Here is a 13,376-nt window from a genome sequence, read left to right on the forward strand (position 1 = left end):
CAAATGCGGCGTTCGAACCCGACCGGTCGCATCCCGATCAGGTGTCGGACCGGCCGCGTCGACTGTCGAGGTATGCCCTCGCCCGGAGTGACCGCAGCCATTCCGGACCGGGCCGCACACTGTCGGGAGTGCGCCGGATCGGGTCGAACGACAGGTCGCCACCGGACTCGTCGACCGAGTTCAGCGTCAGTTCGGCCAGCGGGACGTACGCCCCGGTGCCCTCTGCCTGCTCGAACTCGAAGACCAGCGGCCGCGCTCGCACGGCGTCGACGATGGAGTCCAGGGTGGGCAGCGGCGGCGTGGCGACGGCCCGCGCGCGGACCCACCACTGACCACCCTCGAACTGCAGTGGCATCAGTGTCGAGAAGGAGGCCGTCTCGAACGCGAGCACCGGGAGCGGAACGCACCGCGTGACGACGTCCCGCCCGGCGCTGGCCAGGAGCATGTCCCACGCACCGTCGGCCCGGTCGGTCGGCGGGAGACGCAGCGCGAGACCCGCGACGTCGGGAACACGTCGGGGCAGCCCGAGCGCGGTGGACAGGCGCACCGTCACCTCGCACGAGCCCACGGGCAGTCCGGCGTCGCCCTCGGCGGTACGGCGGAGAGTGCCCGTCAGAACCTTCCCGTTCGGGTGGAACAGTGTGGCGTGGCGCAGCGCCGACCCCAGTCCGAACGGCAGGGCCAGCGCTCGCACGGGCATGGACGTCTCGTTCACGCTCGGGGATTGCCCGGTGCACGACGTGAGGAAACGTCGCCGCTCAGGCTCCGTCGTGAGCCTTCTGCAGGTCGGCGACCACGATCTTCGACATCGACAGCATGGCCTGCACGACGCGCTGGGACGCGGCCGGATCCGGGGTGCTCATCAACTGCATCAGCTGGACCGGGACGATCTGCCAGGACACCCCGAACTTGTCCTTGCACCAGGCGCACCGGCCCTCGGATCCACCGTCGGAGGTGAGCGCGTTCCAGTAGCGGTCGACCTCATCCTGCCCGTCGCAGCTGACAGCCATGGACACGGCCTCGGTGAACGGGAACTGCGGCCCCCCGTTCAAGGCATTGAATCGTTGACCGAAGAGCTCGAAGTCGACCATCATCGCGCGGCCGGGGGTGCCGGGTCCGCCGTCGCCGTAGCGGCTCACGTTCAGGATCGCTCCCGTGCCGAACGTCGAGAGGTAGAACTCTGCTGCCTCCTCGGCCCGGTCGTCGAACCACAGTGTCGGCGTGATCTTCTGCATCGTGAGGTCCTTCGTCTTCGGATGGCGGACCGAACTCGACCCGTCAGCCGTGTCGACTCCGGCCGACGGCGAAAGTCATCGCGCGATGCCGGCGGTCAACAGTGTGGCCAGCTCCCGGTAGGCGGCGGCGTCGTCCAGGCCCGTGCGACGGGCGAGGGCGCGGCTCTGGATCGAGACCATCACCGACGCGGCGACGTCGGCGACGAACGCGGCGTGGACGTCCCGCACGTCGCCGGCGCGGACCCCGTCGTCGATGATGCCGCGGACTCGCTCGGCCGCGATGGCGGTGTTGCGTTCGTAGACGAGCCTCGACGGCTCGAAGTCCGCGAGGTCGGTCATGAACCGTTCCGACGCCGGCGCAAGTGCTTCACCGACCGCGCCCAGATACGCCGCGAGGCGCTCGCGGGTGCCCGTCGCGGCGTCGGAGGCCGCGTCCACCCGGACCGCTGCCGAAGTGAAGAAGTGCACCGCCGCGGAGCGAACGAGATCGTCCTTGCTCGCGGCGAGGGTGTACAGCGTGCTCTTCGAGCACCGCAGGCGGGCGGCGATGTCGTCGAGGGTGAGGTGCGCGAAGCCTTCGGCCAGGAACAGGGCCACCACGGAGTCGAAGAGCTGCGCGCGCCGCGCCGTCGCGTGAGCTGCTGTCATGGTGAGCGACAGTACTGCAGAACGTCATGCAGTACTGTTGTAGTACTGAGTCGGCTGCTGCAGTACTGGTGCCGCCTCATCCGATCCGCGACCGAGACGAGGACCCATGGCTGTCGAACGACTGCTGCCGAACGACGACGCACGTGACCTTCTTCAGTTGACCCGCGACATCGCGGACAAGGTCCTCGACCCGATCGTCGACGAACACGAGAAGGGCGAGACCTATCCCGAGGGCGTCTTCGCCACGCTCGGCGAGGCGGGGCTGCTCAGCCTGCCGTACCCGGAGGAGTGGGGCGGCGGCGGTCAGTCGTACGAGGTCTATCTGCAGGTGCTCGAGGAACTGGCGTCGCGCTGGGCCGCCGTGGCCGTCGCCGTGAGCGTGCACGGACTCTCGTGCCACCCGCTGATGTCTTTCGGGTCCGGGGACCAGAAGTCGCGGTGGCTGCCGGACATGCTCGGTGGGCGCACGATCGGCGCCTACAGCCTCTCGGAGCCACAGGCGGGAAGTGACGCGGCCGCCCTGTCCTGCAAGGCCGTGGCCGGTCCGGACGGGTACACCGTCACCGGGTCGAAGGCCTGGATCACGCACGGCGGCAAGGCGGACTTCTACACGCTCTTCGCGCGCACCGGTGAGGGCTCGCGGGGCATCTCCTGCTTCCTCGTGCCCGCCGACCTCGAGGGTCTCTCCTTCGGAGCCCCGGAGGAGAAGATGGGGCTGCACGCCATTCCCACGACGGCCGCCCACTACGACGGCGCGGTGCTGTCGGCCGACCGCCGCATCGGCGAGGAGGGTCAGGGGCTCGGCATCGCGTTCAGCGCCCTCGACGCCGGGAGGTTGGGCATCGCCGCCGTCGCCGTCGGCATCGCCCAGGCCGCGCTCGACGACGCCGTGGCCTATGCGCAGGAGCGAACGACGTTCGGCCGCAAGATCATCGATCATCAGGGACTCGGGTTCGTGCTGGCCGACATGGCAGCGGCGGTCGACTCGGCCCGCGCGACGTACATCGACGCGGCACGTCGCAAGGATGCCGGGCTGCCGTTCTCGCGTCAGGCCTCCGTGGCCAAGCTCGTGGCGACGGACGCGGCGATGAAGGTGACGACCGACGGCGTGCAGGTGTTCGGAGGCTACGGCTACACCCGAGATTTCCGGGTCGAGCGGTACATGCGCGACGCGAAGATCACGCAGATCTTCGAGGGCACCAACCAGATCCAGCGTCTGGTGATCAGCCGGTCGCTGGCCTGACCCCCGTGCGCCTCGTGCGTACCGCTGGATGCGCAAAGGGCGCACGGGGCGATAGCCTCCCGCCATGAGCTCGTTCATCGGAATCCCGGAGGCCGCCCTCGACTTCTACGAGGATCTCGAGGTCGACAACAGCAAGACCTGGTGGGCCGAGCACAAGCACGTCTACGACGAGTCGGTCCGCACGCCCATGACCGCGCTCACGGAGGTGCTGGCCGAGGAGTTCGGGGCAGCCAAGCTCTTCCGGCCGCACCGCGACGTCCGCTTCTCCAAGGACAAGGTGCCGTACAAGACGCACCAGGGCGCCTACGTGCAGGTGGCGCCGTCCACGGGGTGGTACGTGCAGGTCGACGCCTCCGGCCTCATGGTCGCCGGCGGGTTCTACGCGTCCACGTCCGACTCCATCGCCCAGTTCCGCGCCGTCGTCGACGACGAGGTCCGTGGGACGGAGCTCGCGCGGATCGTGGCCGACCTGGAGAGCCGCGGGTACGACCGCGGCGGTGACCGGCTGAAGACCTCGCCGCGCGGCTACGACGCGGATCATCCCCGCATCGATCTGCTGCGCCACAAGTCCCTGACGGCAGGACGGTCCTTCGGCTGCCCGCCGTGGCTCGACACACCGGAGTGCGCCGATCACGTCCGGGCCGCCTGGCGAGACCTCACGCCGCTACTCGAATGGTGCCGTCAGGTGCTCGCCTGACGTGCCAGCACGGCCAACTGGAGTTCCATCAGCAGTCGCGCGGCGGGATCGGACAGGTCGGTCCCGGTGATCTCCTCGGCCCGTCGGACCCGATAGCGCAACGTGTTCGGGTGCACGTGCAGGTCGGCCGCGGCCCGGCGCACGTCGGACGGGTGCCGCAGATACATCGCGATGCTCTCGCGTAGCGACGAGGACGTGCGTGCGTCGTACTCGACGAGCGCCGCCATGCGCGGATCGTGCAGCGAGGGGTGCGCGAGGAGCAGATCGACGATCTCACCGAGCAGCACGGACGTCCGCGAATCGGCGAGTGTGGTCACCCTGTCGTCTGCTCCGGCGGTCCCGTCCAGGACGCGATCGACCTCGAGCCGAGCGGCGGCGACCTCGGACAGGGCGGCCACCGGCGATGCCACCGCGGCCCGCAACCGGATCCCCGTGCGCACCTCGATGCCGTCGAGCAATCGGCGAGTCCACGACGGCACCGAGGTCTCCGCGCGGGTCCGTGGGACGAGGACGTAGATGCGGTCGCCGAGAGTGGTGACCAAGGACAGGCGGTGAAAGGAACTGGCGTGCAGTCGGATCGCGCCGGACAGATCGGCCATCGTGGCCGACGAGGGGGCATCCGGCGCGGTGCCGTCCAGCGCGGCGAGACCGATCACCGCCGCCGGCCCGTCCGTCGGAATGGACAGGGCTGCGGCGAGCGAGGGCACATCGACCCCGCCGCCACGAGCGCCGAGCAGTCTCTGGATCTGCACCGCCTCGTTCGTGGGTGCCTCGAGGATGCGCGTGATCAATCGTGCCGCCACCGCGGCCGCGCCCTGCAGCACGCTGGGGGCATCGTCGGTGAGCGGGCGTCGACCCTCCTGGATCCACAGCGTGCCGATCAGTCTCGGTGTGCTCGAACCATCGTGCGTGGCAGTCGTTCTGATGCCGGCGACCAGTCGACGTCGGATACCCAGATCGGGGTGCGCCGGCACCTCGACCACCTCGTCGGAGCGGCGGACCGCGTCGTAGACACCCCACTGCTCCAGTCGCCGGAGATACTCCGCGGGGCCTTCTCGGCCGAGAATGGACAGGGTCCGCAGCTCGTCCGCCTGATCGTCCGACGCCGAGTAGGCCAACACGTGCGACCGCTGGTCCTCGATGCTCACCATTCCGCGCGTGAGCACCGCGACGGTGTGCGCCAGCCCGAAGAGATCGGTGTCCGCGCCCACGAGTCCCGCCAGTTCGGACGGTTCCGCGGACGACGGTGGAGGGGTGGTGATCGACGGCGAGGAATGGTCGAGCACGCCGCGCACCATCGACAGGAGGCGGTCCCAGCGGGTCTGCGTGTGCACCGCGACGAGGGCGACGCCGGCCGTGCGGGCCGCGTGCTGCATCAGCGTCGACGAGGCGGCGATCTTCGACATCACCGCGGTGGGTCGAAGGTCGCTGCTCCGCGTCGCCAGATCGTCGAACCACGCCACTGCGTCCGCTTCCCGCACGCCCGCCAGCAGATAGAGGTCCGCCGCGGCGGCGGTCGTGTAGAGCTCGGCGGCCAGATCGTCGGCGTCGACGAGCGTCACCGACCCGATCGGCACATCCGACCCTGCCGGTGCGACGAGCACCTCGACGAACGCGGCGTGCAGCGCACGCACGATCGAATCGAGAGTCGACGAGGTGCGGGTCATGCCGTGCACTCTAGGTGTCGTTCGTCCGATCGAACAGGGGTTGGCTTTGTTCTTTGGCCGATGGGCCGAATATCGGAGACGCCGCGTCCGCTTGGCTGAACCCACCGACCCGGCAAGACGACCCGACACCGAGGACCGACATGGACGCCGTCACCGCAGTACCCACCCCCCTGAACGAGCCGGTGCACACGTACGCACCCGGCAGCGCCGAGCGAGCGCGGCTCACCCACCATCTGGACCGACTCGCCGCTACGCCCACCGAGATCACCCAGGTCATCGGCGGAGACCACCGCGACGCGACGGGCCCGCGCGAGGACGTCGTGCAACCGCACCGGCACGCGTCCGTCATCGGATCGTTCGCGAATGCCACCCACCAGGACGTGCGCGACGCCATCGACGCGGCGACCGCCGCCGCACCTGCGTGGCGATCGCTGCCCTTCGACGAGCGCGCCGCAGTCTTCCTCCGCGCCGCGGATCTTCTCGCCGGGCCGTGGCGCGAGACCATCGCGGCCGCCACCATGCTGGGGCAGTCGAAGAGCGCGTACCAGGCCGAGATCGACGCACCCTGCGAGCTGATCGACTTCTGGCGCTTCAACGTCTCGTTCGCCCGGCAGATCATGGCCGAACAACCGGTCTCCGCGCCCGGCGTCTGGAACCGCGTCGAGTACCGCCCCCTCGAGGGCTTCGTCTACGCCATCACCCCGTTCAACTTCACCGCCATCGCGGGCAACCTCCCCACGGCACCGGCACTCATGGGCAACACCGTGCTGTGGAAGCCGTCGCCCACCCAGGCCGTCGCCGCGTACCTCACGATGCAGCTTCTCGAGGCCGCCGGACTGCCCCCCGGCGTCATCAATCTCGTGCTCGGTGACGGGCCCCTCGTCTCCGAGGTCGCACTCGCCGATCGTCGTCTCGCCGGCATCCACTTCACCGGCTCGACACCGACGTTCCAGCGGCTGTGGCGCGAGGTGGGCGAGAACATCGCCGGCTACGACACCTACCCGCGACTGGTCGGTGAGACCGGGGGCAAGGACTTCGTCGTCGCCCACAGCTCCGCGGACCCGGACGTGCTCACCACGGCGCTGATCCGCGGTGCCTTCGACTTCCAGGGTCAGAAGTGCTCCGCGGCGTCGAGGGCCTTCGTGCCGTCGTCGGTGTGGAAGAGGATGGGGGACACGCTCGTCGACACCGCGTCGTCGCTGCGCTACGGCGACGTCACCGATCTGTCGAACTTCGGCGGGGCCGTCATCGACCGGAAGGCCTTCGACCGCAACGCGGCTGCCCTCGAGCGCGCGAAGTCCACCCCGGGCATCACCATCGCCGCCGGCGGCACCTGCGACGATTCCGTCGGGTACTTCGTGGACCCGACGATCCTGCTCGGCGACGACGCCGGCGACGAGGCGTTCCACACCGAGTACTTCGGCCCGATCCTCGCCGTGCACGTCTACGACGACTCGAAGCCCGGAGCGTTCGAGAACACGCTCGCCATGGTCGACAGCGGGTCGAAGTACGCCCTGACCGGATCGATCATCGCCAACGATCGCGCCGCCGTCGCGCAGGCCACCGAGGCCCTGCGCTTCGCCGCCGGCAACTTCTACGTCAACGACAAGCCGACCGGCGCCGTCGTCGGACAGCAGCCGTTCGGCGGTGCTCGCGCGTCGGGCACCAACGACAAGGCCGGATCACCGCAGAACCTGCTCCGGTGGGTCTCCGCGCGCACCATCAAGGAGACCTTCGTGCCGGCCGTGGACCACACCTACCCGCACCAGGGAGTCTGACCGATGGCCACCAATCCGCTCCGCCCCGTCCTGCTCGCCGCCGGACGGTCGCACCGCCTCGAACGCGTCGTCGCGCGGTCCGTCCTGACCAGGTCGCTCGTCGAACGCTTCATCGCCGGCAGCACCGAACGGGAGGTGGTCGGTGCCGTAGCGGACCTGCTCGGGTCCGGCCGCTTCGTCAGCGTCGATCACCTGGGCGAGGACACCACCGACGCGGCGCAGGCCACCGCGACCGTCGACGCGTATCTGTCACTACTGCAGGAATACTCGCGCCTCCACACCCCCCGGCCTCCGGCCTTCCCGTCCAACTCCGGCCGGCCCCCGGCCTTCCCGCTGGAGATCTCGCTGAAGCTCTCGGCACTCGGACAGTCGCTGCCCGACGACGGCCACGCCGTGGCCCTGGCCAACGCCCACAAGGTGTGCGCCGCCGCGGATGCCGCGGGAGTGTGGGTCACCGTCGACGCCGAGGACCACACCACCACCGACTCGACTCTCGCGATCGTGCGGGAGCTCCGCAAGGACTTCCCGACTCTCGGCACCGTCCTGCAGGCGTACCTGCACCGCACCGAACAGGACTGCCGCGAGCTCTCCGGGCCCGGATCACGAATCCGGTTGTGCAAGGGCGCGTATCGCGAACCGGCCGGTGTGGCCTTCCAGAAGAAGGCGGACGTGGACGCCTCGTACGAACGGTGCCTGCGGGTGCTCATGGAGGGGGAGGGCTACCCCATGGTGGCGTCCCACGATCCCCGCATGATCGAGGCGGCGCGACGAGACGCGGCCGAGCTGGGACGTGGACCGGACGACATGGAGTACCAGATGCTCTACGGCATCCGCGACGGTGAGCAGACACGCCTGGTGTCGGAGGGGTACCGCGTCCGCGTGTACGTGCCCTTCGGTACCCAGTGGTACGGGTACTTCATGCGGCGGTTGGCGGAGCGCCCGGCGAACCTGACGTTCTTCCTCCGGTCACTGCTGACCCGCTCCTGACCCCTCGCCGCGCGCGCGATTCGCGCGTCCGTCGAAACTCCCGTCCCGGCACTCCTCGCCGAGGGCGGGAGTGAAGACGGTGTCACCGCAGGTGCGGCAGTGGTGCGTGCGATGGTGGCCGATACCGCACGAGCAGGACCTGGCTCCCACGAGAACCGAACGCGCTTGCAGCACATGACCGTTGCTGCAGGTGGCCGGTGCCTCCTCGTGCCAGACACCGTTCATCAGGTGCAGTCGGCGCCGACGGTTCATCACGGACGTCTCCTCGGGAATCACACGTCACGAGGGAAGGTCTGACGTCGGGTGGTGCAGTGCTTCTCACCCTACACAGGTATCGAACACATGTTCGACTCGGGTGGATCGATCAGACGAGCGCGACGCGGGCCACCGCGCCGGAGGTGGGGAACGGTGATCCGCCCGCGGGTTCCACGGTCACCGAGAGTGCGGTGGCGCCGTCTACGGGCACGGACGCCGGCTGGGACAGATCGTCGGCATCCATCGTCCCGACAGAGACGGGCGAGCCCTCGATGAGCCAGACCTGGTAGACCGATCCGGCGGGAGGTGCTGCGACATCCGTCATGCGGAGCACGGCGCGCTCGTCACCGGGGGTGTACTGCACGCTCATGGTGCCGCCTCCGGCCACCGGGGATTCGAGCGGTGCCGCGACGGTCGCGGTGGGAGCCGACGGAGTCGCGTTCTGCTGCACGGCCACCGCCCCGCCCACGCCGACGACCACCGCAGCGGCGGCCGCCATCGCGGCGACGCGCCACCCGCGTCGGCGGCTGGGACGAAGGGGGAGGACGGTCGCGCCGTCGCGGTCGACCTGCGCCGTGTCCTCCACGGCCCCCAGGATGCGGACCCGGAGGTCCGCGGGAGCGGGAGTGCGCGTCGCGTCCGACGTCACGGCCATCGTCTCGCGGACGTCGCGGACGATCGCGTCGAACCTGCGCTTGGTGTGGGCGTCCGAGTCGTCGAGGCGAGTCATGGTCTCGTACTGCTCCGAGGCTGCCATGGCGTCGAGGGCACACAGGTACGCGAGCTCGAGCAGGTCCCGATCCGGCAGCTGCACGGGTCGTTCGGGCGAACCGTGATCGCTCATCTCGGGCTGCCTCCATGCGTGTGGTCGGTGGGTCAGGTAAGAGTGGGCGAAAAGTACCCCCGTCACATCCACGGCCGTGCTCTCCTGGCTGATACATCGGGTATTCGGCGCGCTCGCCGCACCGGATGGGCGGAGGGTGTCAGCTCGGCCCGCCGTCGTCGACCAGTCGCGGCCGCAGGTGCTCGAAGATCAGTGTGGTCTCGGTTGCGGCCACCGACGGATGAGCACTGAGGTTCTGGACGACGAAGTCCCTCAGGTGCGCCGAGTCCGTCATCGCGACGTGGATCAGATAGTCGTCGGCACCGGCGATGAAGTAGACGTCGAGCACCTCGGGGAACATCGTGAAGGACTCCGCGAACTCGCCCAGGTGTCGCCGAGCACCCGCCAGCAGCCGCACCGCGATCATGGCCTGCAGGCCCTGTCCCAGTGCCGCCGGATCGATGTCGGCGTGGAAGCCGCGGACGACCCCGCGCTCGACCAGTGATCGGACGCGTCCCAGACACGTCGACGGGGCGATCCCGGCGCGGGCGGCCAGGGTGTTGTTGGGGATGCGGGCGTCGTTCGCCAGTTCACGCAGGATGACGCGATCGATCCGGTCCAGAGATGCCGGCCGAAGATTGTTCGGTCGCACCGGGGCGGACAGACCCGTATTCGACGATTCAATGTCCATGAGGCCAGTCTACGAAATTATCGTCACTTCGATTGCGAGCTGATCGAACGAAGTTCACGATTATCGGACATGACGAGTCATCCGGTAAGGGCGAAGGGCGCACCATGAGAATCGGCATACCGCGGGAACTGAAGAACCACGAATACCGGGTGGCGGCGAGCCCGGCGGGAGTACACGACATGGTCGTGCACGGTCATCGCGTCGTCGTCGAGACCGAGGCGGGCGCGGGATCGTCGTTCTCGGACAACGACTTCAAGGCTGCCGGCGCGGAGATCTCGAACTCGGCCGACGAGGTGTGGGCCCGCGCCGAGTTACTGCTCAAGGTGAAGGAGCCGATCGAGGCCGAGTACCACCGGCTGCGGTCGGGGCAGGTCCTGTTCACCTATCTCCATCTCGCCGCGTCGGCGGCGTGCACCGATGCCCTCGTCGCGTCCGGCACCACGGCGATCGCCTACGAGACGGTGACCGGCGCGGGCGGCAGTCTGCCGTTGCTCGCACCGATGAGCGAGGTCGCCGGCCGGCTCGCGACCCAGGCCGGGGCGTACCACCTGATGGCGCAGACGGGCGGTCGCGGCGTGCTGATGGGCGGCGTTCCCGGAGTGAGTCCGGCGAAGGTGGTGGTGATCGGTGGCGGAGTGTCGGGATCCAATGCCGTGGCGATGGCACACGGGCTCGGTGCGGACGTGACGGTGTTCGACCTCGACATCGCCAAGCTGCGGACCATCGACGCGCAGTACCGCGGCCAGGTCAAGACAGTGGTGTCGAACAGGTGGGAGCTCGAGCAGGCGGTCGTGGCCGCCGACCTGGTCATCGGGGCGGTCCTCGTCCCGGGTGCGAAGGCGCCGACAGTGGTGTCCAACGCACTGGTCGCGCGGATGAAGGCCGGGTCCGTGCTCGTCGACATCGCCATCGATCAGGGCGGGTGCTTCGAGGACTCGGCCCCCACCACGCACGACGATCCCACCTTCCCGGTGCACGATTCGGTCTTCTACTGCGTCGCCAACATGCCGGGCTCGGTTCCTCGCACGTCGACGCAGGCGCTGACCAACGCGACGCTCCCGTTCGTTCTCGCTCTCGCCGACCAGGGCTGGGAGCAGGCGTGCGCCACCGTTCCCGGGCTCGCCGACGGTCTCAGCGTGCATGCCGGCACCCTGCTGTCGGACACCGTGAGAACGGCGCTGGGTCGCTAGAGTCGGCCGGTATGACTGTCATCGAGGTCGACACCGGAACCGATCGCATCGAGGCGACACTCGAGGTCCCCGCAGGGGAAGGGCCCTGGCCCGCCGTCGTGATCGTGCACGACGTGTTCGGCATGACCGACGACATCAGGTCCATCGCCCGGCGCTTCGCCGACCAGGGCTATGTCGCGTTGGTGCCGGATCTCTACGCCCGCGGTGGCCGCGCCAAGTGTGTGACAGGAGTGTTCCGGTCGCTACTCGCGCGCTCGGGCAGGGCGGTGGACGACCTGCTGGCGTGCCGCGACACCGTCACCGCGCGCGCCGACACCACCGGCGCGGTGGGCATCGTCGGGTTCTGCATGGGCGGAGGCTTCGCTCTGGCGCTGGCACCCAGAGGGTTCGAGGCGAGCGCGCCCTTCTACGGCATCCTGCCCCGTCACATCGAGTCGGCCCTCGAGGGCACGTGTCCGATGGTCGCGAGTTTCGGCAAGCGAGATCCGATGCTGCCGGGCGCCGGCCCGAAGCTCGAGAAGGTGTTGCAGGACAAAGGTGTTGCCCACGACGTCGTGACCTATCCCGGTGCCGGCCACAGTTTCGCGAACAACTTCGGATCGGGTCCGGGTGCTCTGGTCATGCGTGTCACCGGATTCGGCTATCAACACGAGCAGGCCGAGGACGCCTTCGCCCGGGTGTTCACCTTCTTCGGTGAACACGTCCGGTCGCGCTGACGCCCACGAGGCTCAGCGGCCGACGGCCGGACCTTGCAGCGCCCCGCGAACTTCACCCGTCTTGGGCTCGACCGCGCCGCGACTCTTGACCCAGCGGCTGGGCAGCTTGCCCACCAGCTCGCCGAGCGGGTTCACCGCAGCGGCGAGGACGTCCACGGTGTCCTGCAGAATCTCCACGCTGACGCTCATGCGCTCGAGGTTGGGCGCCAGCGAACTGAGCGACTCGGCGACGGTCACGAGCTGATCCAGTGGACCGTTGCGTGCCGTCAGCCGCTGGATCGCGCCTTCTTCACCGAGCAGCGTCTCGACGAGCCCGCCCTTGGCGAGGGCGTTGTCGATGACCCCGTTCTCACGGGTCAGCGCCTCGATCACGCCGCCCTCCTTGGTCAGGAGTTCGACCGGGCCGTCCTTCGCGGTGAGGCGCTCGATGGGTCCGTCGACAGCCGTGAGTCGATCGAGCAGACCGCCCTCGGCGAGGAGGCGATCGAGTGCACCGTCCTCCGCGAGGACGCGGGTGAGGGGGCCGTCGTCCGCCAGGATGCGTTCGAGAGGACCGCCGGGCTCGAGCAGTCGATCGAGGGTGCCGCCCTTGCTCGTCAACCGGTCGACGGCGCCGCCGGGCTCGAGCAGTCGGTCCAGCGGGCCGCCGGGCCGCAGCGCGTGACCCAGTGCGCGGTCGTCGGAGGTGAGCTCGGCCAACTGCCCGAGAAGCTGCAGCGGGCCGCTCCGAGGACTGGCCAGGGTGATGGCGTCGAATGACCCGGAAGCGCCTGCGGCCAGCGCCATCCGGGTGGTCGCGACAGCCGACTCGGCCACCCCGACCGCCGACTCGGCGACGGCCAATCCGACACGCACCGGCAGTGTGACCGCGGACACCCAGTTCATGGGGTCACTCTAACCCGCGGCGGGGAGGCCGGAGGCCGGTCGGGATGGGACGGCGGGGAGGCCGGAGGCCGGTCGGGATGGGACGGCGGGGAGGCCGGAGGCCGGTCGGGATGGGACGGCGGGGAGGCCGGAGGCCGGTCGGGACGGGACGGCCGGAGGCGCGGTCAGTGGGCGAGCTTGAGTCCGATGACGCACCCGACGAGCCCTGCGATGAGCGCGATGCGGATCGGCGTCGCGGACTCGGTGCCGGACACCATCGCGTAGACGACGGTGAGCGAGGCGCCGATGCCCACCCACACCGCGTAGGCGGTGCCGGTCGGGATGGTCCGCATGGCGAAGGCGAGGCCGCCCATGCTGACGACGAGCGCCGTGCCGAAGACGATGGTGGCGACGGGCTTCGTGAAGCCCTCGGACTTGCCCAGTGCGGTGGCCCAGACGGCCTCGAACACGCCCGACAACACCAGAATGATCCATGCCATGAGTGGTCGACTCTCCTGGCACCGTCTTGTCGCTGGCCGGGTACGGTGCGCTCGTCCGGGTCTGTGTCGCAGTCTGTCCTCC

General features: G+C 69.4%; 15 protein-coding genes and 1 riboswitch. Of the genes, 6 read left to right on the top strand and 9 right to left on the bottom strand.

The window, feature by feature from the left end; translation table 11 throughout:
* Positions 1-37 precede the first annotated feature (37 nt).
* The 3 genes from JOE30_RS08770 to JOE30_RS08780 all read right to left on the bottom strand — a co-directional run bounded on the left by JOE30_RS08770 (position 38) and on the right by JOE30_RS08780 (position 1,883).
* Positions 38-700 (bottom strand): phosphodiesterase, encoded by a 663-nt coding sequence (locus tag JOE30_RS08770; RefSeq protein WP_204866125.1) that lies wholly within the window; start codon positions 698-700, stop codon positions 38-40.
* 58 nt (positions 701-758) lie between these two features.
* Positions 759-1,235 carry a VOC family protein gene (locus JOE30_RS08775; RefSeq protein ID WP_204866128.1) on the bottom strand — a complete coding sequence of 159 codons (477 nt, stop codon included), beginning with the start codon at positions 1,233-1,235 and terminating at the stop codon, positions 759-761.
* Between the two features lie 75 nt (positions 1,236-1,310).
* A complete protein-coding gene (locus JOE30_RS08780; protein ID WP_056447480.1) occupies positions 1,311-1,883 on the bottom strand; it encodes a TetR/AcrR family transcriptional regulator in 573 nt (190 codons plus the stop codon).
* Between the two features lie 106 nt (positions 1,884-1,989).
* Between JOE30_RS08780 and JOE30_RS08785 the strand changes: the two genes are divergently transcribed.
* Positions 1,990-3,126 (top strand): acyl-CoA dehydrogenase family protein, encoded by a 1,137-nt coding sequence (locus JOE30_RS08785; RefSeq protein ID WP_204866130.1) that lies wholly within the window; start codon positions 1,990-1,992, stop codon positions 3,124-3,126.
* Between the two features lie 64 nt (positions 3,127-3,190).
* Positions 3,191-3,823 carry a DUF2461 domain-containing protein gene (locus tag JOE30_RS08790; protein ID WP_204866133.1) on the top strand — a complete coding sequence of 211 codons (633 nt, stop codon included), beginning with the start codon at positions 3,191-3,193 and terminating at the stop codon, positions 3,821-3,823.
* On the opposite strand, the gene JOE30_RS08795 is transcribed toward JOE30_RS08790, so the two are convergent.
* Positions 3,808-5,490 carry a CdaR family transcriptional regulator gene (locus JOE30_RS08795; protein WP_204866135.1) on the bottom strand — a complete coding sequence of 561 codons (1,683 nt, stop codon included), beginning with the start codon at positions 5,488-5,490 and terminating at the stop codon, positions 3,808-3,810. The two genes, JOE30_RS08790 and JOE30_RS08795, sit on opposite strands and share 16 nt — an antisense overlap.
* A 140-nt stretch (positions 5,491-5,630) precedes the next feature.
* Between JOE30_RS08795 and pruA the strand changes: the two genes are divergently transcribed.
* Positions 5,631-7,268 (top strand): L-glutamate gamma-semialdehyde dehydrogenase, encoded by a 1,638-nt coding sequence (gene pruA / locus JOE30_RS08800; protein ID WP_204866137.1) that lies wholly within the window; start codon positions 5,631-5,633, stop codon positions 7,266-7,268.
* Positions 7,269-7,271: 3 nt separating this feature from the next.
* Positions 7,272-8,255 (top strand): proline dehydrogenase family protein, encoded by a 984-nt coding sequence (locus JOE30_RS08805; RefSeq protein WP_204866139.1) that lies wholly within the window; start codon positions 7,272-7,274, stop codon positions 8,253-8,255.
* Here the strand turns inward: JOE30_RS08805 and JOE30_RS08810 are convergent.
* The 3 genes from JOE30_RS08810 to JOE30_RS08820 form a co-directional block, all read right to left on the bottom strand.
* Positions 8,235-8,510 (bottom strand): hypothetical protein, encoded by a 276-nt coding sequence (locus JOE30_RS08810; protein WP_204866140.1) that lies wholly within the window; start codon positions 8,508-8,510, stop codon positions 8,235-8,237. The two genes, JOE30_RS08805 and JOE30_RS08810, sit on opposite strands and share 21 nt — an antisense overlap.
* 109 nt (positions 8,511-8,619) lie before the next feature.
* Positions 8,620-9,354, bottom strand: coding sequence for an anti-sigma factor (locus JOE30_RS08815; protein ID WP_204866141.1), 735 nt, complete (start codon positions 9,352-9,354; stop codon positions 8,620-8,622).
* Positions 9,355-9,493: 139 nt separating this feature from the next.
* A complete protein-coding gene (locus JOE30_RS08820; protein WP_204866142.1) occupies positions 9,494-10,024 on the bottom strand; it encodes an Lrp/AsnC family transcriptional regulator in 531 nt (176 codons plus the stop codon).
* Between the two features lie 104 nt (positions 10,025-10,128).
* Here JOE30_RS08820 and ald point away from each other — a divergent pair, with 104 nt between their 5' ends.
* Together ald and JOE30_RS08830 are read left to right on the top strand one after the other, a co-directional pair.
* A complete protein-coding gene (ald, locus tag JOE30_RS08825) occupies positions 10,129-11,214 on the top strand; it encodes an alanine dehydrogenase (protein ID WP_204866143.1) in 1,086 nt (361 codons plus the stop codon).
* Positions 11,215-11,225: 11 nt separating this feature from the next.
* Positions 11,226-11,930: a dienelactone hydrolase family protein gene (locus JOE30_RS08830; RefSeq protein WP_204866144.1), complete on the top strand. Its 705-nt coding sequence runs from the start codon at positions 11,226-11,228 to the stop codon at positions 11,928-11,930.
* A 12-nt stretch (positions 11,931-11,942) separates the two neighbouring features.
* Here the strand turns inward: JOE30_RS08830 and JOE30_RS08835 are convergent, their stop codons facing one another.
* Positions 11,943-12,815 (bottom strand): ABC transporter, encoded by an 873-nt coding sequence (locus JOE30_RS08835; protein WP_204866145.1) that lies wholly within the window; start codon positions 12,813-12,815, stop codon positions 11,943-11,945.
* A 164-nt stretch (positions 12,816-12,979) separates the two neighbouring features.
* Positions 12,980-13,294, bottom strand: coding sequence for a multidrug efflux SMR transporter (locus JOE30_RS08840; protein ID WP_027504331.1), 315 nt, complete (start codon positions 13,292-13,294; stop codon positions 12,980-12,982).
* Positions 13,295-13,309: 15 nt separating this feature from the next.
* Positions 13,310-13,371: riboswitch (guanidine-III (ykkC-III) riboswitch) on the bottom strand.
* Positions 13,372-13,376: the final 5 nt, after the last annotated feature.

The organism is Rhodococcus sp. PvP016 (assembly GCF_017832185.1).
Taxonomy (GTDB): Bacteria; Actinomycetota; Actinomycetes; order Mycobacteriales; family Mycobacteriaceae; genus Rhodococcoides.

Excerpts from the sequence above, each read along its gene's own strand:
- JOE30_RS08770 (WP_204866125.1), bottom strand. The coding sequence starts at position 700 with ATGCCCGTGCGAGCGCTGGCCCTGCCGTTCGGACTGGGGTCGGCGCTG.
- JOE30_RS08775 (WP_204866128.1), bottom strand. The coding sequence starts at position 1,235 with ATGCAGAAGATCACGCCGACACTGTGGTTCGACGACCGGGCCGAGGAG.
- JOE30_RS08780 (WP_056447480.1), bottom strand. The coding sequence starts at position 1,883 with ATGACAGCAGCTCACGCGACGGCGCGGCGCGCGCAGCTCTTCGACTCC.
- JOE30_RS08785 (WP_204866130.1), top strand. The coding sequence starts at position 1,990 with ATGGCTGTCGAACGACTGCTGCCGAACGACGACGCACGTGACCTTCTT.
- JOE30_RS08790 (WP_204866133.1), top strand. The coding sequence starts at position 3,191 with ATGAGCTCGTTCATCGGAATCCCGGAGGCCGCCCTCGACTTCTACGAG.
- JOE30_RS08795 (WP_204866135.1), bottom strand. The coding sequence starts at position 5,490 with ATGACCCGCACCTCGTCGACTCTCGATTCGATCGTGCGTGCGCTGCAC.
- pruA (WP_204866137.1), top strand. The coding sequence starts at position 5,631 with ATGGACGCCGTCACCGCAGTACCCACCCCCCTGAACGAGCCGGTGCAC.
- JOE30_RS08805 (WP_204866139.1), top strand. The coding sequence starts at position 7,272 with ATGGCCACCAATCCGCTCCGCCCCGTCCTGCTCGCCGCCGGACGGTCG.
- JOE30_RS08815 (WP_204866141.1), bottom strand. The coding sequence starts at position 9,354 with ATGAGCGATCACGGTTCGCCCGAACGACCCGTGCAGCTGCCGGATCGG.
- JOE30_RS08820 (WP_204866142.1), bottom strand. The coding sequence starts at position 10,024 with ATGGACATTGAATCGTCGAATACGGGTCTGTCCGCCCCGGTGCGACCG.
- ald (WP_204866143.1), top strand. The coding sequence starts at position 10,129 with ATGAGAATCGGCATACCGCGGGAACTGAAGAACCACGAATACCGGGTG.
- JOE30_RS08830 (WP_204866144.1), top strand. The coding sequence starts at position 11,226 with ATGACTGTCATCGAGGTCGACACCGGAACCGATCGCATCGAGGCGACA.
- JOE30_RS08835 (WP_204866145.1), bottom strand. The coding sequence starts at position 12,815 with ATGAACTGGGTGTCCGCGGTCACACTGCCGGTGCGTGTCGGATTGGCC.
- JOE30_RS08840 (WP_027504331.1), bottom strand. The coding sequence starts at position 13,294 with ATGGCATGGATCATTCTGGTGTTGTCGGGCGTGTTCGAGGCCGTCTGG.